We start from the raw sequence: 22607 nt of genomic DNA on the forward strand, positions 1-22607 counted from the left end.
TTCAAACTGGCCCCACATAGCCCGGTTACGCTCTCCTCATCACAAAGGAGACGTAATGATGAAATCCCCCCTGTTCTGGAAAGTAAGCACTCTGCTGGGGTGCATCCTGCTGTTGTTAGTCCCGCTTTTTATGGTCAGTAACCTGATTTCAGAGCGTGAAAACTACCGCAACGATGTTGAAAATACGCTTCGTCAGAGCACCAGCGGACCGCAAAAGCTGGTCGGTCCGATGATTGCGATTCCGATGACGGAGATCTTTTACAAGATAGAGGACGAGAAGAAGGTCGAATACAAGAAAAGCTATATGCATTTCATTCTGCCGGAATCTCTGGTTGTGGAAGGTAACCAGCGCGTGGAGTCCCGAAATATTGGCATCTACGACGGGCAAATCTGGAACGCTGACCTGAAGATAAAAGCACAGTTTAATACCGAAGAGCTAAAACAACTGAGAGGGGAAACGATAACAACAGGGCAACCGTTTATCGTAACGGGCGTTGGCGACGCGCGGGGCATTGGCACGGTCAGTATCTCTAAAATCAACGGTGAGACGCTAAGCGTGGAACCCGGTTCAGGCGTCTACGGGGCGCTTGCTGGGATCCACATCCCGCTGACCGACAAAGCGCTGGAAGCCAAAACGTTTGCGCTTGAGATGTCCCTCAGCCTGGCGGGAACGGGCAGTTTTGCGGTGGTACCGGTAGGGCGTAATAGCGAAATGACGCTCACCAGCAACTGGCCGCATCCGGGTTTTATGGGCGATTATCTCCCCGTTAAGCATCAGATAGGCGAGTCCGGTTTCCAGGCGAACTGGCAGAGCAGCTGGTTTGCAAATAACCTTGAGAGCTGGTTCTACGACAAGGAGTCGCCGGAGTGGGAGGCGCTCCCGGCCTTCAGCATCACGGTAGCGACGCCAGCCGACCAGTATCAGCTGACTGACCGTGCGATCAAGTACGCTATTTTGCTGATTGCGCTGACGTTTATGGCCTTCTTTGTCTTCGAAACCTTAACCGGATTACGCCTTCACCCGATGCAGTATCTGCTGGTGGGGCTGTCGCTGGTCCTGTTCTATCTGGTGCTGCTGGCGCTGTCTGAACACGTCGGGTTTACGCCCGCCTGGGTTGTTGCAAGTCTGGTTGGCGCAGCGATGAACGGAATGTACCTGCAGGCCGTGCTGAAAAGCTGGAAGCGCAGCGGGCTGTTTGTGCTGGCGCTACTCGGGCTGGACGTGGTGATGTGGTTCCTGCTGCGTTCGGAGGACAGCGCGCTGCTGTTGGGGTCAGCGGTTCTCGCGCTGGCGCTGTTTGCGGTGATGTACCTGACCCGGCATTTCGACTGGTACTCGCTCTCTCAGCCGAAGCGACCTGAGCCACCTGCAGCACCGGATGACGATACGATGCGGATTTGGAAATAAAAAAACGGCGCAAATGCGCCGTTTTTTAATGCGTTAACTGCGGGATTACTCCTGCAGATCACCGCAGAAACGGTACCCTTCGCCGTGGATCGTGGCGATGATTTCCGGGGTATCCGGCGTAGATTCGAAATGTTTACGAATACGACGGATCGTTACGTCTACGGTACGGTCGTGCGGTTTCAGCTCACGGCCGGTCATTTTCTTCAGCAATTCTGCACGGGACTGAATTTTGCCCGGGTTTTCGCAGAAGTGCAGCATGGCGCGGAATTCACTGCGCGGCAGTTTATACTGCTCACCGTTCGGGCTAATCAGTGAACGGCTATTGATATCAAGTTCCCAGCCGTTGAATTTGTAGCTATCGACGCTACGACGCTCTTCGCTGACCGTACCCAGGTTCATGGTGCGAGACAGCAGGTTGCGTGCACGAATGGTTAACTCGCGAGGGTTGAACGGCTTGGTGATGTAGTCATCCGCACCGATTTCCAGGCCAAGAATTTTATCAACTTCGTTGTCACGGCCTGTCAGGAACATCAACGCGACGTTCGCCTGTTCACGCAGTTCGCGCGCCAGAAGAAGACCGTTTTTGCCCGGAAGGTTAATATCCATGATCACCAGGTTGATATCATTTTCAGAAAGGATCTGATGCATCTCTGCGCCATCGGTCGCTTCAAAGACATCGTAGCCTTCTGCTTCGAAAATGCTCTTTAACGTGTTGCGTGTTACCAACTCGTCTTCAACGATAAGAATGTGCGGGGTCTGCATGTTTGCTACCTAAATTGCCAACTAAATCGAAACAGGAAGTACAAAAGTCCCTGACCTGCCTGATACATGTCGCAAATTAACATGACCGGCCTAACGTGACTAAAGTACGTAATTGCGTTCTTGATGCACTTTCCATCAACGTCAACAACATCATTAGCTTGGTCTTGGGTACTTTCCCTTTGGACCCGACAGTGTCAAAAACGGCTGTCATCCTAACCATTTTAACAGCAACATAACAGGCTAAGTGACACCAGACACCCAATAAAACTACGCTTCGTTGACATATATCAAGTTCAATTGTAGCACGTTAACAGTTTGATGAAATCATCGTAGCTGAATGCTAGCCTTTATCACAATTTTTCAATAAACCAACTAGTTGCGGACCTTGATTTATAAACGAAGTGAATCCAATCAGAATAGGGTATTCATGTCGCTATTATCATTATAAAACATAAGGATAATAGTCTTCTGTTAACATTCTAACTGATTGTTCAGACACAAAATAGTTTAGCGTTTTTAATTTGTTATGAAACGCTATTTCGGTGATTTGTGTTGCAATTTTGTAAATTCGCGCTGCGTAATATGTTGATGTGCATCACATTTTTACCCGCTAACTGATTAAAAAGAGAGCATAAATGCATCTGTCGATTGTACTGGTTGCCCCAGCCAGAGCCGAAAATATAGGCGCAGCGGCGCGTGCCATGAAGACCATGGGTTTTACCGATTTACGTATTGTGGACAGCGCGGCCCATCTGGAGCCTGCCGCCCGGTGGGTGGCGCACGGGTCGGGAGATATTCTCGATAATATAACTACTTACGACACACTAGCCGCCGCGTTGCACGACATTTCGTTTACCGTTGCGACCACCGCGCGCAGCCGTGCGAAATTCCACTACTACGCCACCCCTGCTGAACTGGTGCCCATGCTGAAAGAGAAAAGCCAGTGGCTGGAGAAAGCCGCGCTGGTGTTTGGCCGTGAAGATTCCGGGTTAACAAACGAAGAGCTGGAACTCGCTGACGTGCTCACGGGGGCACCGATGGTGGCCGATTATCCGTCCCTGAATTTAGGCCAGGCGGTCATGGTCTACTGCTATCAATTAGCTTCCCTAATGCAAATCTCTCAGCCACAGGCTGAGGGGGCAAACGAAAACCAGCTGGCCGCACTGCGCGCTCGTGTTGAGCAACTGTTATCTCAATTGGGGGTAGCGGACGATCAAAAAATGGCTGACTGGCTGCAGCAGCGTTTGGGGCGTCTTGAGCAGCGGGACACCGCCATGCTGCACCGTTTGCTGCACGATATTGAAAAAAAATTGGCCGAGTAAAATACTGCCATAAGTTTTTACTATGGCGAATAAGTCTGTCTGGATGGGTTGCACTTGGGGGAATCGGATGAAAATAAATCTGCACGCAGCGGGACGTGAGAGTCTCCCGAAATGTGATCAAATTAAAAATCCATTGACTTAAGGTGCCCGATCATTTAACCCTAAAAGAATACAGCACAGACAGATAATAATGACAGAGTACACAACATCCATGAAACGCATCAGCATCACCACCATTACCACAACCATCATCATTACCACAGGTAACGATGCGGGCTGACGCGTACAGGAAAAACAAAAAAAAGCCCGCACCTGAACAGTGCGGGCTTTTTTTTCGGCTAAAGGAAACGAGGTAGAACCATGCGAGTGTTGAAGTTCGGCGGTACATCAGTGGCAAATGCAGAACGTTTTCTGCGCGTAGCCGATATCCTGGAAAGCAACGCCAGGCAGGGGCAGGTTGCGACCGTGCTCTCTGCCCCGGCAAAAATCACGAACCATCTGGTGGCGATGATTGAAAAAACCATCGGTGGTCAGGATGCACTCCCGAACATCAGCGACGCAGAGCGCATCTTCGCTGACTTACTGCAAGGGCTGGCAGAGGCGCAGCCAGGCTTTCCGCACGCTCAACTGAAGTCCTTCGTTGAGCAGGAATTCGCGCAAATTAAACATGTTCTGCACGGCATCAGCCTTCTCGGCCAGTGTCCGGACAGCATCAACGCGGCACTGATCTGCCGCGGCGAAAAACTCTCTATCGCTATCATGGCGGGCGTGCTTGAAGCGCGCGGTCATCACGTGACTGTGATCGATCCGGTTGAAAAACTGCTGGCGGTGGGCCACTACCTCGAATCCACTGTTGATATTGCCGAATCAACTCGCCGCATCGCTGCAAGCAAAATTCCGTCTGACCACATGATCCTGATGGCAGGCTTCACCGCCGGTAACGAGAAGGGTGAGCTGGTGGTGCTGGGCCGTAACGGCTCCGACTACTCCGCCGCCGTGCTGGCCGCCTGTTTACGCGCGGACTGTTGTGAGATCTGGACTGACGTTGATGGTGTTTATACCTGCGACCCGCGCCAGGTACCGGACGCCAGGCTGTTGAAGTCGATGTCGTACCAGGAAGCGATGGAGCTTTCCTACTTCGGCGCTAAAGTCCTTCACCCGCGTACCATCTCCCCGATTGCCCAGTTCCAGATCCCTTGCCTGATTAAAAACACCGGTAACCCGCAGGCACCCGGTACGCTGATTGGCGCGAGTAACGATGAAGACGGCCTGCCGGTGAAAGGCATCTCTAACCTCAACAACATGGCGATGTTCAGCGTCTCCGGTCCGGGGATGAAAGGGATGGTCGGTATGGCGGCGCGCGTGTTTGCAGCCATGTCCCGCAACGGCATCTCCGTGGTGTTGATCACCCAGTCTTCTTCCGAATACAGCATCAGCTTCTGCGTGCCGCAGGCCGACTGCCTGCGCGCCCGCCGCGCGCTGGAAGAAGAATTCTATCTTGAGCTGAAAGAAGAACTGCTTGAGCCGCTGTACATTCAGGAACGTCTGGCGATCATCTCGGTGGTGGGCGATGGCATGCGCACGCTTCGTGGTATCTCCGCCAAGTTCTTCGCTGCGCTGGCACGCGCCAATATCAATATCGTTGCGATTGCCCAGGGCTCGTCAGAGCGTTCAATCTCTGTTGTTGTGGACAACGATGACGCCACCACTGGCGTTCGCGTGGTTCACCAGATGCTGTTCAACACCGATCAGGTCATCGAACTGTTCCTGATTGGCGTGGGCGGCGTTGGCGGCGCGCTGCTGGAGCAGGTGAAGCGCCAGCAGGCGTGGCTGAAGAAGAAACATATTGATCTGCGCGTCTGCGGGATCGCCAACTCAAAAGCGTTGCTGACCAACGTGCATGGCCTGAATCTGGAAAACTGGCAGGCGGAAATGAACGAGGCGAAAGAGCCGTTTAATCTGGGACGCCTGATCCGACTGGTGAAAGAGTATCACCTGCTCAACCCGGTGATTGTCGACTGTACGTCGAACCAGGCGGTTGCCGATCAGTACGCTGACTTCCTGCGTGAAGGCTTCCACGTGGTGACGCCGAACAAAAAGGCCAACACCTCGTCGATGAACTACTACCACCAGTTGCGCCTGGCGGCGAGCAAATCGCGTCGCAAATTCCTGTATGACACCAACGTGGGTGCTGGTTTGCCGGTTATCGAGAACCTGCAAAACCTGCTGAACGCGGGGGATGAACTGCAGCGTTTCTCCGGTATCCTCTCCGGATCGCTGTCGTTTATTTTCGGCAAACTGGATGAAGGCATGAGCCTTTCAGAAGCGACCCGCGCTGCGCGTGAACTGGGTTATACCGAGCCGGATCCGCGTGACGATCTCTCCGGGATGGATGTGGCGCGTAAGCTGCTGATCCTGGCGCGTGAAACAGGTCGTGAGCTGGAGCTTTCCGATATCGTGATTGAACCGGTTCTGCCAGCAGAATTTGATAGCTCCGGTGATGTCGGTGCCTTTATGGCTAATTTGCCGCAGCTTGACGATGCGTTTGCCGCACGCGTTGCGAAAGCCCGTGATGAAGGTAAGGTATTGCGCTATGTTGGCAATATTGAAGAAGATGGTGTGTGCCGGGTGAAGATTGCCGAAGTGGATGGCAACGATCCGCTGTACAAAGTCAAAAACGGCGAAAACGCCCTTGCGTTTTACAGCCACTATTATCAGCCATTGCCGCTGGTGCTTCGCGGTTATGGCGCAGGGAACGATGTTACAGCGGCGGGTGTGTTTGCCGATCTGCTGCGTACCCTGTCATGGAAGTTAGGAGTTTAACATGGTCAAAGTTTATGCCCCGGCTTCCAGCGCCAATATGAGCGTCGGATTTGATGTGCTGGGTGCGGCGGTCACGCCGGTTGATGGTTCTCTGCTGGGCGATACGGTCACGGTTGAAGCGGCAAATAGCTTCAGCCTGAATAACGTGGGCCGCTTTGCCAGCAAACTGCCGTCGGACCCGCGCGAGAATATCGTCTATCAGTGCTGGGAGCGCTTCTGTCAGGAGATTGGCAAAAATGTGCCGGTCACCATGACGCTGGAAAAAAGTATGCCGATTGGCTCAGGGCTGGGCTCCAGCGCCTGCTCGGTGGTCGCTGCGCTGGTGGCCATGAATGAACACTGCGGCAAACCGCTGAACAATAACCGCCTGCTGGGGTTAATGGGCGAGCTGGAAGGGCGGATCTCTGGCAGCATTCATTATGACAACGTCGCGCCGTGCTTCCTTGGCGGCATGCAGTTGATGATCGAAGAAAATGGCATCATCAGCCAGCAGGTGCCAGGGTTTGATGAGTGGCTGTGGGTGCTGGCCTATCCGGGTATTAAGGTTTCCACCGCTGAAGCGCGTGCGATCCTGCCCGCGCAGTATCGTCGCCAGGACTGTATCGCGCACGGACGTCATCTGGCCGGCTTTATTCACGCCTGCTATACCCGTCAGCCGCAGCTGGCGGCGAAATTGATGAAAGATGTTATTGCCGAGCCATACCGTACCAAACTGCTGCCTGGTTTTAACGAGGCACGACAGGCATCTTTGGATATTGGCGCGCAGGCATGCGGCATCTCCGGCTCCGGCCCGACGCTGTTCGCCTTATGCGATAAACCAGACACTGCGCAACGCGTAGCGGACTGGCTCTCTAAACACTACCTGCAAAATCAGGAAGGCTTTGTTCATATTTGCCGTCTGGACACGGCTGGCGCACGAGTACTGGGATAACGAATGAAACTCTACAATCTTAAAGATCATAACGAGCAGGTCAGCTTCGCGCAGGCGGTGACTCAGGGACTGGGCAAAAATCAGGGGTTATTCTTCCCCCATGACCTGCCGGAATTTCAGCTGACCGAGATTGATGAACTGCTGAAGCTGGATTTTGTCACCCGCAGTACCAAAATTCTGTCTGCGTTTATCGGCGACGAAATCCCGCAGGATCTGCTGGAAGAACGCGTGCGGTCGGCGTTCGCTTTCCCGGCTCCGGTTCAGCAGGTGGAGCCTGACGTTGGCTGTCTGGAACTGTTTCACGGCCCGACCCTGGCGTTCAAAGATTTCGGTGGCCGCTTTATGGCGCAGATGCTGACCCACATCAGCGGCGACAAACCGGTAACCATTCTGACGGCTACCTCCGGTGATACCGGTGCGGCGGTTGCGCATGCGTTCTACGGCCTGAAAAACGTTCGTGTGGTGATCCTCTACCCGAAAGGCAAAATCAGCCCGCTGCAGGAAAAACTGTTCTGTACCCTCGGCGGCAACATTGAGACCGTGGCTATCGACGGTGATTTCGACGCCTGCCAGGCACTGGTCAAACAGGCCTTCGATGATGAAGAGCTGAAGGCGGCGCTGGGTCTGAACTCGGCGAACTCCATCAACATCAGCCGTCTGCTGGCGCAGATTTGCTACTATTTCGAAGCGGTTGCACAGCTCCCGCAGGAAGCGCGTAATCAGCTTGTTGTCTCTGTGCCAAGCGGTAACTTTGGTGACCTGACGGCTGGCCTGCTGGCAAAATCCCTGGGTCTGCCGGTGAAACGCTTTATCGCTGCCACCAACGCTAACGACACCGTGCCGCGTTTCCTGAAAGACGGCAAATGGGCGCCGAACGCGACGCAGGCAACGCTCTCCAATGCGATGGATGTGTCGCAGCCGAATAACTGGCCGCGAGTGGAAGAACTGTTCCGCCGCAAAATCTGGCGTCTTGGCGATCTGGGTTACGCAGCGGTGACGGATGAAACCACCAAAGAGACCATGCGTGAGCTGAAAGCGGTGGGGTATACCTCCGAACCGCACGCCGCAATTGCTTACCGTGCTTTGCGCGATCAGCTTAATCCAGGTGAATATGGCCTGTTCCTGGGGACGGCGCATCCGGCAAAATTCAAAGAGAGCGTGGAAGAGATTCTGGGTGAAACGCTGCCGCTGCCGAAAGAGCTGGCCGAACGTGCCGACCTGCCGCTGCTGTCTCATGAACTACCTGCGGATTTTGCCGCGCTGCGTAAGTTGATGATGGCTCGAGCGTGATTTTTGTCGGGTGACGGCTACGCCTTACCCGACCTACAACGGCTCAGAACGTAGGCCGGGTAAGGCGACGGCGCCCCCCGGCTTTTTTATGGAGAAATTAAGGAGAAAAAAAGAAGGGAAAATGCAGAAATTCCCAATAAATGCGGTAACTTAGAGATTAGGATTGCAGAGAATAACAACCCCGGTTCCCCTCACGTAACCTCCTTACATCGGCCCACGTTGGGCAAGAAGAATAAGGAGTCACCTATGTCTACGTTGAAACCTGTCCTCATCGCACTTTCACTGATGCTGGTCGCTCCTATGGCGGTACAGGCATCTGAAATCACACTCGTGCCTGCGGTAAAACTGCAGATTGGTGACCAGGATAACCACGGACACTACTGGGATGGCGGTCGCTGGCGCGACCATGACTGGTGGAAGGCCCATTATGACTGGCGCGATAATCACTGGCGTCCTCATGACGAACATCGCGATCGTGACGACCATCCAGACCACCGTCACGACGATCATCGTCCAGGTCCGGACTGGAAGCACCATTAATGCAAACCCCGCCAGCTGGCGGGGTTTTGTTTTACTGCTCGTGGCGCTTAAACACCAGTTCACCTTTCCCTGACGACGCTTCGTCAAAGAAATACCCTTCGCTGTTAAATCCGGTCAACTGCTCCAGCTTCGTCAGTCGGTTCTGAATGATGTAGCGGCTCATCAGACCACGCGCTTTTTTGGCGTAGAAACTGATCACTTTGAACTTACCGTTTTTCTCATCAAGGAAGACCGGCTTGATGATTTCCGCATCCAGTTTCTTTGGCTTCACGGACTTGTAGTATTCGTCAGAGGCCAGGTTAATCACCACGTTATCGCCCTGGGCATGTAGCGCTGCGTTTAGCTTGTCGGTGATGATGTCACCCCAGAAATGGTACAGATCTTTGCCTTTTGCATTCTCTAATCGGATACCCATCTCAAGACGGTAAGGTTGCATCAAATCCAGCGGACGCAGAACGCCGTACAGGCCTGAGAGCATGCGCAGGTGCTGCTGGGCAAAATCGAAATCGGCTTCGCAGAACTCTTCCGCCTGCAGGCCGGTATACACATCACCTTTAAACGCCAGCAGCGCCTGGCGAGCGTTGGCTGGCGTGAAATCCGGGTGCCACTCGTGGAAGCGGGTGGCGTTAAGATCTGCGAGCTTATCGCTGATGCTCATCAGCGAGGCGATTTGTGGTGCAGAGAGTTTACGCGCTTCGCGGATCAGCTGTTGCGAATAGTCCAGCAGTTCAGGTTGCGTATAGCGCTCGGTGGCGAGCGGGCTCTGGTAGTCGAGCGTTTTTGCAGGTGAAATAAGAATCAGCATATCCAGTCCTTGCAGGAAATTTAGAGCGACTTTAGCAAAAAATCGCCCTGAATTGATCGATAGCTGTTATCGCCGGGGCAAATCATCCCATGTGCCGGGGGCCAGTTGCGCGTCAACTTCAGGATAGCGTGTGGGATCAAATACCGGTGGAACACCCAGTTTGCGTTGACGAAGATAGTCCCGGGCAATCAGGCTAACAATGGGGGAGAGCAGCAGGATCGCCGTAAGGTTGGTGATGGCCATCAGTGCCATGATGACGTCAGCCAGTTGCCAGACCAACGGCATGCTGAGCAGGGATCCTGCAATGACCATCAGTATCACTCCCAGGCGCAACGCACTGATTGCGGCGCGGGAGTCGAGTTTCAGGAAGATAAGGTTATTTTCGGCGTAAAGGTAATTCACCACAATTGAGCTGAAGGCGAACAATATCAGTATGATCGCGACAAAACCGGCCCCCCAGCTGCCAGTAAGGTTCACCAGAGCCTGCTGAAGAAGCTGTATCCCGGCGTTTCCCGACGAATGCGGTACGGGGCCTGCCAGTAGCAAAATCATGGCGCTGGCGGAGCAGATAATAATGGTATCGGTAAAGACGCCAATCATTTGCACAATGCCTTGTGCGGCAGGGTGTGGCGGCCAGGAAGAGGCGGCTGCCGCCGCGTTGGGGGTTGACCCCATACCCGCTTCATTGGAAAACATTCCTCGCTGAAAACCCGCCATCAGCGCCTGGCTGAAGGTGTAGCCCAGCGCACCTGATGCCGCCTCACGCCAGCCAAAAGCGCTTTTGAAGATAGTGGTAATGATTCCTGGAACCTGGTCGGCATGCAGTGCGGCGACAAACAGGCTCGCGCCAACCCAGAGCAGCGCCATCACGGGAACCATCCACTGCATCAGGCGGGCGATGCCTTTGAGACCAGCAGAAATGGTGAACAGAACGAAGAGGGATAAAACGATGCCTGTGATCCACTCCGGGCAGGCGAAGGCATAGCGCAGAGCATTGGCGACAGAATTAGCCTGAACCGTATTAAAAATAAGGCCATAAGCGAGCAGTAAAAAAAGCGAGAACAGAACGCCCATCCAGCGCATCCCTAACCCACGCGCCATATACCAGGCCGGACCGCCGCGAAACTGACCGTGTTTGTCCTTCTCCTTGTACAGCTGTGCGAGAGAGCATTCGGCAAACGAGGTGGCCATGCCAACGATCGCGGTGACCCACATCCAGAAGACGGCGCCAGGACCACCGGCGCTGATGGCCAGCGCTACACCCGCCAGGTTACCGCTACCGACGCGTGCGGCGAGACTGGTACAAAGCGCCTGAAACGAGGTGAGTCCGCCTGGCTGCGGCGTAATGCTGTTTTTCAGACTTCTGCCAAACTTGCGTATATATCTAAACTGGATAAAACCACTGCGCAGTGTGAACCATATACCTGCCCCTAATAGCAGATATATCATTATCGAACCCCAGAGGATTTCGTTGATAAAGAAAAGGAAATCAGGCATTAACGTCCCTCTTGTTGATGCCAATATGAATATGTAAGCGCTACCACTGATTGAGCATGCTGTTACTTAGCAGCCTGTTAATATTCTGAGTTTATCATACTCTGTCTAAGCGCACTGTCTGCGGTTGCGCTACCTCTCACTCGTGTTATCATCTGGGCAGACCGGTTACATCCCCCTAACAAGTAAACCTGTCATTTTTCCGCTGCAGGCATGCTGTCGGTAGCGTGAATTATCCAGGGCACGTTAAAAGAGAAACACTATCATGACGGATAAATTGACCTCCCTTCGTCAGTTCACCACTGTCGTAGCTGACACCGGAGATATCGCGGCAATGAAGTTGTACCAGCCGCAGGATGCCACAACTAACCCTTCTCTGATCCTGAACGCTGCACAGATCCCTGAGTATCGCAAACTGATTGACGACGCTGTGACCTGGGCGAAAGCGCAGAGCAATGACCGCGCGCAGCAGATCGTTGATGCCACTGACAAACTGGCAGTGAACATCGGTCTGGAAATCCTGAAACTGGTTCCTGGCCGCATCTCTACCGAAGTGGATGCACGCCTCTCCTACGACACCGAAGCGTCAATCGCCAAAGCAAAACGCCTGATCAAAATGTACAACGATGCGGGTATCAGCAACGACCGCATCCTGATCAAACTGGCCTCTACCTGGCAGGGCATTCGCGCGGCTGAGCAGCTGGAAAAAGACGGCATCAACTGTAACCTGACTCTGCTGTTCTCCTTCGCGCAGGCGCGTGCATGTGCAGAAGCCGGTGTCTACCTGATTTCTCCGTTCGTAGGCCGTATTCTGGACTGGTACAAAGCCAACACCGATAAGAAAGAGTACGCACCTGCTGAAGATCCAGGCGTGGTTTCCGTTACTGAAATCTACGAATACTACAAACAGCACGGCTATGAGACTGTTGTTATGGGCGCAAGCTTCCGTAACGTCGGTGAAATCATCGAGCTGGCTGGCTGTGACCGCCTGACCATCGCCCCTGCACTGCTGAAAGAGCTGGCAGAAAGCGAAGGCGCGATCGAGCGTAAGCTGTCTTACACCGGTGAAGTGAAAGCGCGCCCAGAGCGCATCACTGAGTCCGAGTTCCTGTGGCAGCACAACCAGGATCCAATGGCAGTAGACAAACTGGCGGACGGTATCCGTAAGTTTGCTGTTGACCAGGGCAAACTGGAAAAAATGATCGGCGACCTGCTGTAATCATTTCTGCGTGACCGGGTTCCCGGTCACGCGACTTCTTTCGTACCCTGTCTGAATTTCCTCTCTGCGTGTATCATTCCCTTTAATCAGTACTTTTTAGATGGAATGGCTATGAATACCTTACGCATCGGCTTAGTGTCGATTTCTGACCGCGCCTCCAGCGGTGTTTACCAGGATAAAGGCATCCCGGCTCTGGAAGAGTGGCTGGGCAGCGCGCTGACTACCCCTTTTGAAATCCAGACCCGCCTGATCCCAGACGAACAGCCGATCATTGAGCAGACGCTGTGCGAGCTGGTGGATGAGATGAGCTGCCATCTGGTGTTGACCACGGGTGGAACCGGGCCTGCACGTCGCGATGTCACGCCAGATGCGACGCTGGCAGTCGCCGACCGTGAAATGCCGGGCTTCGGTGAGCAAATGCGCCAGATCAGCCTACACTTTGTTCCAACCGCCATCCTCTCTCGCCAGGTGGGCGTGATCCGCAAACAGGCGTTGATCCTGAACCTGCCGGGCCAGCCGAAGTCGATCAAAGAGACGCTGGAAGGGCTTAAATCCGACGATGGCAGCGTGATCGTACACGGGATCTTTGCAAGTGTACCGTATTGTATACAGCTGCTGGACGGTCCGTATGTGGAAACCGATGAGAAAGTCGTAGCAGCTTTTCGGCCTAAAAGCGCGCGCCGCGAGACAATATCCTGAAAATAATGATTATGTGACATTAGCTGAAGCGGCGATGGCGTGGTAAAGGTTTTACGGTATAGTAATTTTTTCTTTACGTTTGCTGTAAAAATAAATCCACAACACACGCATAATGGTTCGCTATGTCACATAACACCCGACCTCTGAATCGACAGGACTACAAAACCCTCACGCTCGCTGCTCTGGGGGGCGCGCTGGAGTTTTACGACTTCATCATCTTCGTCTTCTTCGCCGCCGTGGTGGGGGAGCTCTTCTTCCCGGCAGATATCCCGGAATGGCTGCGCCAGGTACAAACCTTCGGCATTTTTGCCGCCGGGTATCTGGCTCGTCCGTTGGGTGGCATTGTTATGGCGCACTTTGGCGATCTGGTTGGGCGTAAGAAGATGTTTACCCTCAGTATTTTGCTGATGGCTGTACCTACGCTTGCCATAGGCCTGCTGCCTACCTATGCCTCAATGGGCCTTGTTGCCCCGCTATTGCTGTTGCTTATGCGCGTTCTTCAGGGGGCCGCAATTGGCGGTGAAGTACCTGGCGCGTGGGTGTTTGTGGCGGAGCATGTTCCGGCGCGTCGCATTGGTATCGCCTGTGGAACCTTAACGGCGGGCCTGACCATCGGCATTCTGCTGGGCTCGGTCGTTGCAACTCTCGTGAATACCCATATGACGCAACAGGCCGTGCACGACTGGGGCTGGCGTCTTCCGTTCCTGCTGGGCGGGGCCTTTGGTCTGGTGGCGATGTACTTGCGCCGCTGGCTACAGGAGACGCCGATCTTCCTTGAGATGCAGCAGCGCAAGGCACTGGCGCAGGAGTTACCGGTGAAGGCGGTGGTGGTCCGTCACAGAAGTGCGGTGGTGGTGTCGATGCTGCTGACCTGGCTGCTGTCGGCGGGTATCGTCGTCGTGATCCTGATGTCGCCGGTCTGGCTGCAAAAACAGTACGGTTTCGCCCCAGCGGTCACCCTGCAGGCAAACAGTATTGCGACCATTATGCTCTGTTTTGGCTGTCTGGCGGCTGGCCTTGCTGTTGATCGTTTTGGCGCGAGCCGGACCTTTATCGTCGGCAGTCTGCTGCTGGCAGCATCAAGCTGGGCGTTCTACCATCTGGCGGGTAGCCACCCGGAGCAACTGTTCCTGCTGTACGGCGTAGTCGGGCTGTGCGTCGGTGTTGTGGGGGCGGTGCCGTATGTGATGGTGCGTGCGTTCCCGCCAGAGGTTCGTTTCACCGGTATCTCTTTCTCTTACAATGTGTCGTATGCCATTTTTGGTGGGCTAACACCGATTGCCGTCACCATGCTGATGGGGATATCGCCGATGGCTCCAGCCTGGTACGTCCTCGCGCTCTCACTGATGGGGCTGGTGTTAGGGGTCTGGCTTCGCAAAGGGTGGGAGTGTCGTGCCCGCGAGGCAGGCACGACAGAGGGATCAGTGTTTTTCACCAATCGGTAGAATGGTGCGGTCAAACTGCTCGTTCAGCACTTCGCCCATTGCCAGGTAGATAGCGCTCGCGCCACATACCAGGCCAATCCAGCCGGCAACGTGAACGATGCCTTCGTTATCCACCAGGTGACCGATCGCCAGCAGAGCGAACAGTACGGTCAGGCTCAGGAAGACGAACTGCAGCGCGCGGTTACCTTTCAGGGTGCCGAAGAACATGAACAGGGTGAAGACACCCCACAGACCCAGGTAAACGCCCAGGAAGTGGGCGTTTGCCGCATCTGCCAGACCCATTTTAGGCATCAGCAGAATGGCAACCAGGGTCAGCCAGAAAGAGCCGTAAGAGGTGAAGGCGGTTAAGCCGAAGGTATTACCTTTCTTATATTCCAGCAGGCCCGCGAAAATTTGCGCGATGCCGCCGTAAAAAATGCCCATCGCCAGGATGATGCCATCCATCGGGAACATCCCGATATTGTGCAGGTTCAGCAGGATAGTGGTCATGCCAAAACCCATCAGGCCCAGCGGAGCCGGATTAGCCAACTTAGTGTTGCCCATAAGTCCTCAAAAAAATCATCATTAATATGGTGAAATGGTGAATCCCGCGTCAATACTCCCTGACGGGGCGCGGCATCATAATGGGCGCAATCGATGGCGTCTATGATCTCATCAGGGTGAAATTAAAAATTTTTTTATCCTTCCCCCTTGATGGATGCTGTGGCGACCCCATCTTGTAGTCAACCGCAGTGTGTGGACCTGAAAAAAATCAAATCTGGGCAGTTGAAAAAGCACGTTCTGCCCTTATTACAGGTACACAACCACATGTTGACTGAATTTTTAGTGGAGACGTTTAGATGGGTAAAATTATTGGTATCGACCTGGGTACTACCAACTCTTGTGTAGCGATTATGGATGGCACTACTGCACGTGTGCTGGAGAACGCCGAGGGCGATCGCACCACGCCTTCTATCATTGCTTATACCCAGGATGGTGAAACTCTGGTTGGTCAGCCGGCTAAACGTCAGGCAGTGACAAACCCGCAAAACACCCTGTTTGCGATTAAACGCCTGATTGGCCGCCGCTTCCAGGACGAAGAAGTTCAGCGTGACGTTTCTATCATGCCTTACAAAATCATCGCAGCAGATAACGGCGATGCATGGCTTGATGTGAAAGGCACCAAAACGGCACCACCGCAGATCTCTGCTGAAGTGCTGAAAAAAATGAAGAAAACCGCGGAAGATTACCTGGGTGAGCCGGTAACTGAAGCTGTTATCACCGTTCCTGCATACTTCAACGATGCTCAGCGTCAGGCAACCAAAGATGCTGGCCGTATTGCAGGTCTGGAAGTAAAACGTATCATCAACGAACCAACCGCGGCTGCACTGGCTTACGGTCTGGATAAAGAAGTTGGCAACCGTACTATCGCGGTTTACGACCTGGGTGGTGGTACCTTCGATATCTCTATTATCGAAATCGACGAAGTTGACGGCGAAAAAACCTTCGAAGTTCTGGCAACCAACGGTGATACCCACCTGGGTGGTGAAGACTTCGATACCCGTCTGATCAACTACCTCGTTGACGAGTTCAAGAAAGATCAGGGCATTGACCTGCGTAACGACCCGCTGGCCATGCAGCGCCTGAAAGAAGCCGCTGAGAAAGCGAAGATTGAACTGTCTTCCGCTCAGCAGACCGACGTGAACCTGCCGTACATCACTGCAGACGCGACCGGTCCTAAACATATGAACATCAAAGTGACCCGTGCGAAACTGGAAAGCCTGGTAGAAGACCTGGTGAACCGTTCCATCGAGCCACTGAAAGTTGCTCTGCAGGACGCTGGCCTGTCTGTATCTGACATCCAGGACGTTATCCTGGTGGGTGGTCAGACGCGTATGCCAATGGTTCAGAAGAAAGTGGCTGAGTTCTTTGGTAAAGAGCCACGTAAAGACGTGAACCCGGACGAAGCTGTTGCTATCGGTGCAGCGGTTCAGGGTGGTGTACTGACTGGTGAAGTGAAAGACGTACTGCTGCTGGACGTTACCCCGCTGTCTCTGGGTATCGAAACCATGGGTGGTGTGATGACTGCGCTCATCAACAAAAACACCACCATCCCGACGAAACACAGCCAGGTGTTCTCTACCGCTGAAGACAACCAGTCTGCGGTAACCATCCATGTGATTCAGGGTGAGCGTAAACGTGCGGCGGATAACAAGTCTCTGGGTCAGTTCAACCTGGATGGTATCAACCCGGCACCACGCGGCATGCCACAGATCGAAGTCACCTTCGATATTGATGCTGACGGTATCCTGCACGTGTCTGCGAAAGACAAAAACAGCGGTAAAGAGCAGAAGATCACCATCAAGGCATCTTCTGGCCTGAACGAAGCGGAAATCGAAAAAATGGTTCGCGATGCCGAAGCTAACGCGGAATCCGACCGTAAGTTCGAAGAGCTGGTTCAGACCCGTAACCAGGGTGACCATCTGCTGCACAGCACCCGTAAGCAGGTTGAAGAAGCAGGCGATAAACTGCCAGCGGAAGACAAGACTGCTATCGAAGCTGCACTGAGCGCGCTGGAATCCTCACTGAAAGGTGAAGATAAAGCGGACATCGAAGCGAAGATGCAGGAACTTGCACAGGCTTCCCAGAAGCTGATGGAAATCGCTCAGCAGCAGCACGCTCAACAGCAGGCAGGCGCTGACGCTTCCCAGAACAACGCGAAAGACGACGATGTTGTTGACGCTGAGTTCGAAGAAGTTAAAGACAAAAAATAATCGCCCTGATGCAGGGTAATTAATCGGCACGGGCGTAGGAGAACTCTCCACGCCCGTGCTCGCATGTTAAGGGGCTTAAAAAAACAATGGCAAAGCAAGACTATTACGAGATTTTAGGCGTTCCGAAAACTGCGGAAGAGCGTGAAATCAAAAAGGCATACAAGCGCCTGGCCATGAAATTCCACCCGGACCGTAACCAGGGTGACAAAGAGGCTGAAGCCAAATTTAAAGAGATCAAAGAAGCCTACGAAGTCCTGACCGATGCACAAAAACGTGCAGCCTATGACCAGTATGGTCACGCAGCCTTTGAACAGGGCGGCATGGGCGGCGGTGGATTCGGTGGTGGCGGCTTTGGCGGTGGTGCTGACTTCAGCGATATCTTTGGTGATGTATTCGGCGACATCTTCGGTGGTGGCCGTGGTCGTCAGCGCGCAACGCGCGGCGCGGACCTGCGCTACAACATGGAACTGACGCTGGAAGAGGCCGTTCGCGGTGTCACCAAAGAGATCCGTATCCCGACGCTGGAAGAGTGTGACGTTTGCCACGGAAGTGGCGCAAAAGCGGGGACCCAACCGCAGACCTGTCCAACCTGTCACGGTTCAGGCCAGGTACAGATGCGACAGGGCTTCTTCGCGGTACAGCAGGCCTGTCCTCACTGTCACGGTCGCGGTACGCTGATTAAAGATCCGTGCACCAAATGCCACGGCCACGGTCGCGTTGAGAAAACCAAGACCCTGTCCGTTAAAATTCCGGCTGGCGTCGATACGGGCGACCGCATTCGTCTGGCGGGTGAAGGTGAAGCTGGGGAACACGGCGCACCGGCAGGCGATCTGTATGTTCAGGTGCAGGTTAAACAGCACGCCATCTTCGAGCGTGAAGGTAACAACCTGTATTGCGAAGTGCCGATCAACTTCGCTATGGCGGCACTCGGTGGTGAAATCGAAGTCCCGACGCTGGATGGTCGCGTCAATCTGAAGATCCCAGGTGAAACCCAGACCGGTAAGCTGTTCCGCATGCGCGGGAAAGGCGTTAAATCCGTTCGTGGCGGTGCTCAGGGCGACCTGCTGTGCCGCGTCGTCGTGGAAACGCCGGTTGGCCTGAACGACAAGCAGAAACAATTGCTGAAAGAGCTTCAGGAGAGCTTTGGCGGCCCGACGGGTGAGAAGAACAGCCCGCGTTCCAAAAGCTTCTTCGATGGCGTCAAAAAATTCTTCGATGATTTGACCCGCTAATTCGTTAGCTGGCCTTAATCTGCAAAAGCCTGGAAGCAATTCCGGGCTTTTTCTTTTTGTAAGGATAGTTCGGTAAAACTGAATCTATACTCAATATTAATCTGTTTTTGCCGAGCTATGTGGCTTGGTATTATGGTTTTATCGAGGTATTGTTGTAAAAGAGAGAGTTAAAGTGAAATTACTACACCGTTTCTTTAGCAGTGAAGCGTCCGGTGGCGTGATCCTGATTATTGCCGCTGCGGCTGCGATGGTGCTGGCTAACCTGGGGGTTACCCGCGATCTATACCACGCATTTCTGGAAACGCCCGTCGAGCTGAAGGTCGGGGCGCTGGAAATTAACAAGAACATGTTGCTGTGGATCAACGATGCACTGATGGCTGTGTTCTTCCTCCTGGTGGGGCTTGAAGTTAAACGCGAGCTGGTGCTGGGTTCACTTGCCAGCCGCCAGCGTGCAGCGTTTCCGGTAATTGCCGCCATCGGTGGGATGGTGGTTCCGGCGTTACTCTTCCTGGCATTTACCTGGCAGGACCCCCTTGCGCGTCATGGCTGGGCGATCCCGGCGGCAACGGATATCGCGTTTGCGCTCGGGGTGCTGGCCTTGTTGGGAAGTCGTGTGCCGGTGGCACTGAAGATCTTCCTGATGGCGCTGGCAATTATTGATGATTTGGGCGCTATTGTGATTATCGCGCTGTTCTATACCAGCGAGCTGTCGATCCTGTCGCTGAGCGTGGCGGCTGGGGCAATTGCAGTGCTGGCGCTGCTGAACATTTTCAATGTGCGTCGCATCGGCATCTACATCCTCGTGGGGATGGTGCTGTGGACGGCAGTGCTGAAATCGGGCGTGCATGCCACGCTGGCAGGTGTGATCGTCGGCTTCTTCGTGCCGCTTAAGCCGCAGGACGGCAAGTCGCCTGCCAAACAGCTGGAACATGTGCTGCACCCGTGGGTAGCCTTTATGATCCTGCCACTGTTCGCATTTGCCAACGCGGGCGTTTCCCTGGGCGGAGTGACGCTTGACGGGCTGACGTCCGTGCTGCCTTTGGGCATTATTGCCGGGCTGTTTATCGGTAAGCCGCTGGGGATTAGCCTCTTCTGCTGGCTGGCGCTAAAGCTGAGGATGGCATCATTGCCACACGGCACCACGTTTAAGCAGATAATGGCCGTAGGTGTGCTGTGCGGAATCGGGTTTACGATGTCGATTTTTATCTCGACGCTGGCATTTGGTACGCATGCGCCGGAGCTTATCGTCTGGGCTAAACTGGGCATTCTTATCGGGTCATTGCTGGCCGCAGTGATCGGTTATACCTTGTTGAAGGTGAAGTTGTCCGGACAGGCCGTCCAGGCATAACGGAAAACCGGGAGGAGGGGAGCCTTCTCCCGACACACTATCAGGGAGCGAAAACGCAATGTCTCATTTGAATTACAACCATCTTTACTACTTCTGGCACGTCTATAAACAGGGCTCGGTCGTGGGGGCCGCAGAGGCGCTCTACCTGACACCACAAACCATCACCGGGCAAATCAAGGCGCTGGAAGAACGACTGCAGGGCAAGCTGTTCAAGCGTAAGGGCCGTGGGATTGAGCCCAGCGAACTGGGCGAGCTGGTGTTCCGTTACGCAGACAAAATGTTTACCCTGAGCCAGGAGATGCTGGATATCGTTAACTACCGCAAAGAGTCTAACCTGCTCTTTGATGTCGGTGTGGCCGATGCGCTGTCAAAACGGCTGGTGAGCGGCGTGCTGGATGCGGCTGTGGTTGAAGATGAGCAAATCCACCTGCGCTGCTTTGAATCTACTCACGAGATGCTGCTGGAGCAGTTAAGCCAGCATAAGCTGGACATGATTATCTCGGATTGCCCAATCGACTCTACCCAGCAGGAAGGGCTGTTCTCAGTGAAAATTGGCGAATGCGGCGTCAGCTTCTGGTGCATTAACCCGCCGCCGGAAAAACCGTTCCCCGCGTGCCTTGAAGAGCGCCGCCTGCTGGTGCCGGGAAGGCGCTCAATGCTCGGGCGCAAGCTGCTGAACTGGTTTAACTCGCAGGGGCTAAAGGTAGAAATCCTCGGCGAGTTCGATGATGCGGCTCTGATGAAAGCCTTTGGCGAAGCCCACAATGCGATCTTCGTTGCACCAACGCTGTACGCGCACGATCTCTATTCGGACGACAAGATTACGGAGATAGGCAGAGTGGATAATGTGATGGAGGAGTATCACGCCATATTTGCTGAAAGGATGATTCAGCACCCGGCGGTACAGCGAATCTGTAACCGCGACTACTCGGCGCTGTTTACGCCACCGGCAATCTGAAGGCATAAAAAAACCCGCGTTAAGCGGGTTCTTTAAACAAGCAACAACAAGTAGCGATTAAGCCAGTTTGTTGATCTGCGCGGTCAGGTTTGCTTTATGACGCGCTGCTTTGTTTTTGTGGATCAGACCTTTAGCAGCCTGACGATCCACGATTGGTTGCATTTCGTTAAATGCGTTCTGCGCTGCAGCTTTGTCGCCTGCTTCGATTGCTGCGTATACTTTCTTGATGAAAGTACGCATCATAGAGCGACGGCTTGCGTTGTGCTTACGAGCCTTTTCAGACTGAACGGCACGTTTCTTAGCTGATTTGATATTAGCCAAGTCCAACTCCCAAATATGATCTATGTGGACAATTCAAAGGCCGAGGAATATGCCCTCTTTGCCTTCTTTTGTCAATGGATTTGTGCAAATAAGCGCCGTTAATTAGCGACGCTACGTTACGTAGTGATGGCGCAGGATTCTACCAGCTTGTGTTCCCTGAATACAGCCTTTCGGCATAAAAATCGCAGTTCACGAGCAGATTTTTTCGCTGCGAAAGGTCAGCCTGATGAAATCATTACGGCTTTCTGTTTTGCGCGAACAATCGCCGGTTAACCTTAACCGCCGTACAAGGTATACTTTGGCGATTTTCACTGTTTTGAGCCAGACATGAAGCTGATACGCGGCATACATAATCTCAGCAGAGCACCACACGGGTGCGTGCTGACCATTGGTAATTTCGACGGCGTGCATCGTGGTCATCAGGCGCTGTTGCAGGGATTGCGTAAAGAAGGGGAGACCCGTGGCCTACCTGTCGTAGTGATGATTTTCGAACCGCAGCCGCTGGAGCTGTTTGCGGGCGATAAATCTCCCGCCCGTCTCACTCGCCTGCGCGAGAAGTTGCGCTACCTGGCGGAGTCCGGTGTGGACTACGTATTGTGTGTACGTTTCGATCGTCGCTTTGCCGCACTGACAGCACAAAGTTTCGTCAGTGACCTGCTGGTTGAGCGTCTTGGCGTGCAGTTTCTTGCTGTGGGGGATGATTTCCGCTTTGGCGCTAGTCGTCAGGGCGATTTCTTGCTATTACAGAAGGCTGGTCTGGAGTACGGTTTTGACGTCACGAGCGCGATGACCTTCTGTGAAGGTGGCATTCGCGTCAGCAGCACGGCGGTACGCCAGGCACTGGCAGATGATGAACTGGATACGGCAGAAACCCTGCTGGGACATCCGTTCACCATCTCAGGTCGCGTCGTTCATGGCGATGCGCTCGGCCGCACTATTGGTTTCCCGACGGCGAATATACCGCTGCGTCGTCAGGTTTCCCCGGTTAAAGGGGTCTATGCGGTGGAAGTGGCTGGACTGGGCGATAAGCCGTTTTACGGCGTCGCTAACATTGGCACGCGTCCAACTGTCGCGGGTGTGCGTCAACAGTTAGAAGTGCACCTGCTGGATGTTGTAATGGACCTTTATGGTCGCCATATAGATGTGATACTGCGTAAAAAAATACGCAACGAGCAGCGATTTGCTTCGCTGGATGAACTAAAAGCGCAGATTGCGCGAGATGAATTGACGGCCCGCGAGTTTTTTGGGCTTTGAACC

21 protein-coding genes, 1 pseudogene and 1 other annotated feature are annotated in these 22607 nt (G+C 53.8%); of the genes and pseudogenes, 17 read left to right on the plus strand and 5 right to left on the minus strand.

The features are described 5' to 3' along the window. The first annotated feature begins 55 nt into the window (after positions 1-55). Positions 56-1408, plus strand: coding sequence for a cell envelope integrity protein CreD (gene creD / locus LCD46_03270; protein ID UOY71369.1), 1353 nt, complete (start codon positions 56-58; stop codon positions 1406-1408). A 45-nt stretch (positions 1409-1453) separates the two neighbouring features. On the opposite strand, the gene arcA is transcribed toward creD, so the two are convergent. Beyond that, on the minus strand, positions 1454-2170 hold the full coding sequence (gene arcA, locus LCD46_03275) for a two-component system response regulator ArcA (protein ID UOY71370.1): 717 nt from the start codon (positions 2168-2170) through the stop codon (positions 1454-1456). A gap of 95 nt (positions 2171-2265) precedes the next feature. On the opposite strand from arcA, the gene LCD46_03280 reads away from it, so the two are divergent. The 7 genes from LCD46_03280 to LCD46_03310 all read left to right on the plus strand — a co-directional run bounded on the left by LCD46_03280 (position 2266) and on the right by LCD46_03310 (position 9076). Beyond that, on the plus strand, positions 2266-2406 hold the full coding sequence (locus LCD46_03280) for a hypothetical protein (GenBank protein UOY71371.1): 141 nt from the start codon (positions 2266-2268) through the stop codon (positions 2404-2406). Positions 2407-2805: 399 nt separating this feature from the next. After that, positions 2806-3492 (plus strand): tRNA/rRNA methyltransferase, encoded by a 687-nt coding sequence (locus LCD46_03285; protein UOY71372.1) that lies wholly within the window; start codon positions 2806-2808, stop codon positions 3490-3492. Positions 3493-3703: 211 nt separating this feature from the next. Next, the gene (gene thrL / locus LCD46_03290) at positions 3704-3772 is read left to right on the plus strand and encodes a thr operon leader peptide (GenBank protein ID UOY72884.1); all 69 of its coding nucleotides are present in this window, start codon (positions 3704-3706) and stop codon (positions 3770-3772) included. Beyond that, positions 3711-3828, plus strand: a sequence feature (Thr leader region). It overlaps the preceding gene by 62 nt. A gap of 24 nt (positions 3829-3852) precedes the next feature. Further along, a complete protein-coding gene (thrA, locus tag LCD46_03295; protein UOY71373.1) occupies positions 3853-6315 on the plus strand; it encodes a bifunctional aspartate kinase/homoserine dehydrogenase I in 2463 nt (820 codons plus the stop codon). Between the two features lies 1 nt (position 6316). Continuing rightward, positions 6317-7246: a homoserine kinase gene (gene thrB / locus LCD46_03300; GenBank protein ID UOY71374.1), complete on the plus strand. Its 930-nt coding sequence runs from the start codon at positions 6317-6319 to the stop codon at positions 7244-7246. A gap of 3 nt (positions 7247-7249) precedes the next feature. After that, positions 7250-8536 carry a threonine synthase gene (gene thrC, locus LCD46_03305; protein UOY71375.1) on the plus strand — a complete coding sequence of 429 codons (1287 nt, stop codon included), beginning with the start codon at positions 7250-7252 and terminating at the stop codon, positions 8534-8536. Between the two features lie 246 nt (positions 8537-8782). Next, positions 8783-9076, plus strand: coding sequence for a DUF2502 domain-containing protein (locus tag LCD46_03310; protein ID UOY71376.1), 294 nt, complete (start codon positions 8783-8785; stop codon positions 9074-9076). A gap of 31 nt (positions 9077-9107) precedes the next feature. On the opposite strand, the gene yaaA is transcribed toward LCD46_03310, so the two are convergent. Together yaaA and LCD46_03320 are read right to left on the minus strand one after the other, a co-directional pair. After that, positions 9108-9881, minus strand: a complete 774-nt coding sequence (yaaA, locus tag LCD46_03315; GenBank protein UOY71377.1) for a peroxide stress protein YaaA — start codon at positions 9879-9881, stop codon at positions 9108-9110. Between the two features lie 66 nt (positions 9882-9947). After that, complete coding sequence (locus LCD46_03320; GenBank protein ID UOY71378.1) at positions 9948-11378, minus strand: sodium:alanine symporter family protein; 1431 nt, start codon at positions 11376-11378, stop codon at positions 9948-9950. Positions 11379-11640: 262 nt separating this feature from the next. Between LCD46_03320 and tal the strand changes: the two genes are divergently transcribed. From tal to LCD46_03335, 3 genes are all read left to right on the plus strand, one after another. Then, positions 11641-12594, plus strand: a complete 954-nt coding sequence (gene tal, locus LCD46_03325; GenBank protein ID UOY71379.1) for a transaldolase — start codon at positions 11641-11643, stop codon at positions 12592-12594. A gap of 111 nt (positions 12595-12705) precedes the next feature. Continuing rightward, positions 12706-13293 carry a molybdopterin adenylyltransferase gene (mog, locus tag LCD46_03330; protein ID UOY71380.1) on the plus strand — a complete coding sequence of 196 codons (588 nt, stop codon included), beginning with the start codon at positions 12706-12708 and terminating at the stop codon, positions 13291-13293. 122 nt (positions 13294-13415) lie between these two features. Next, positions 13416-14738, plus strand: a complete 1323-nt coding sequence (locus LCD46_03335; protein UOY71381.1) for an MFS transporter — start codon at positions 13416-13418, stop codon at positions 14736-14738. Here the strand turns inward: LCD46_03335 and satP are convergent. Next, positions 14715-15281 carry an acetate uptake transporter gene (gene satP / locus LCD46_03340; protein UOY71382.1) on the minus strand — a complete coding sequence of 189 codons (567 nt, stop codon included), beginning with the start codon at positions 15279-15281 and terminating at the stop codon, positions 14715-14717. The genes LCD46_03335 and satP overlap by 24 nt on opposite strands. A 296-nt stretch (positions 15282-15577) precedes the next feature. On the opposite strand from satP, the gene dnaK reads away from it, so the two are divergent. The 4 genes from dnaK to nhaR all read left to right on the plus strand — a co-directional run bounded on the left by dnaK (position 15578) and on the right by nhaR (position 21029). Beyond that, on the plus strand, positions 15578-17491 hold the full coding sequence (gene dnaK, locus LCD46_03345; protein ID UOY71383.1) for a molecular chaperone DnaK: 1914 nt from the start codon (positions 15578-15580) through the stop codon (positions 17489-17491). A gap of 86 nt (positions 17492-17577) precedes the next feature. Next, positions 17578-18723 (plus strand): molecular chaperone DnaJ, encoded by a 1146-nt coding sequence (gene dnaJ / locus LCD46_03350; GenBank protein UOY71384.1) that lies wholly within the window; start codon positions 17578-17580, stop codon positions 18721-18723. A gap of 172 nt (positions 18724-18895) precedes the next feature. Beyond that, positions 18896-20071: a Na+/H+ antiporter NhaA gene (nhaA, locus tag LCD46_03355; protein ID UOY71385.1), complete on the plus strand. Its 1176-nt coding sequence runs from the start codon at positions 18896-18898 to the stop codon at positions 20069-20071. 58 nt (positions 20072-20129) lie between these two features. After that, a complete protein-coding gene (nhaR, locus tag LCD46_03360; protein ID UOY71386.1) occupies positions 20130-21029 on the plus strand; it encodes a transcriptional activator NhaR in 900 nt (299 codons plus the stop codon). Positions 21030-21086: 57 nt separating this feature from the next. Here nhaR and rpsT read toward each other — a convergent pair whose 3' ends face one another. After that, positions 21087-21350: a 30S ribosomal protein S20 gene (rpsT, locus tag LCD46_03365; protein UOY71387.1), complete on the minus strand. Its 264-nt coding sequence runs from the start codon at positions 21348-21350 to the stop codon at positions 21087-21089. Positions 21351-21451: 101 nt separating this feature from the next. Between rpsT and LCD46_03370 the strand changes: the two are divergent. Next, positions 21452-21670, plus strand: a pseudogene (locus LCD46_03370) (DUF2575 domain-containing protein). Between the two features lie 7 nt (positions 21671-21677). Further along, positions 21678-22604 (plus strand): bifunctional riboflavin kinase/FAD synthetase, encoded by a 927-nt coding sequence (ribF, locus tag LCD46_03375; GenBank protein ID UOY71388.1) that lies wholly within the window; start codon positions 21678-21680, stop codon positions 22602-22604. The last annotated feature ends 3 nt before the right edge of the window (positions 22605-22607 follow it).

This window comes from Enterobacter ludwigii (assembly GCA_023023105.1).
Lineage (GTDB): Bacteria > Pseudomonadota > Gammaproteobacteria > Enterobacterales > Enterobacteriaceae > Enterobacter > Enterobacter adelaidei.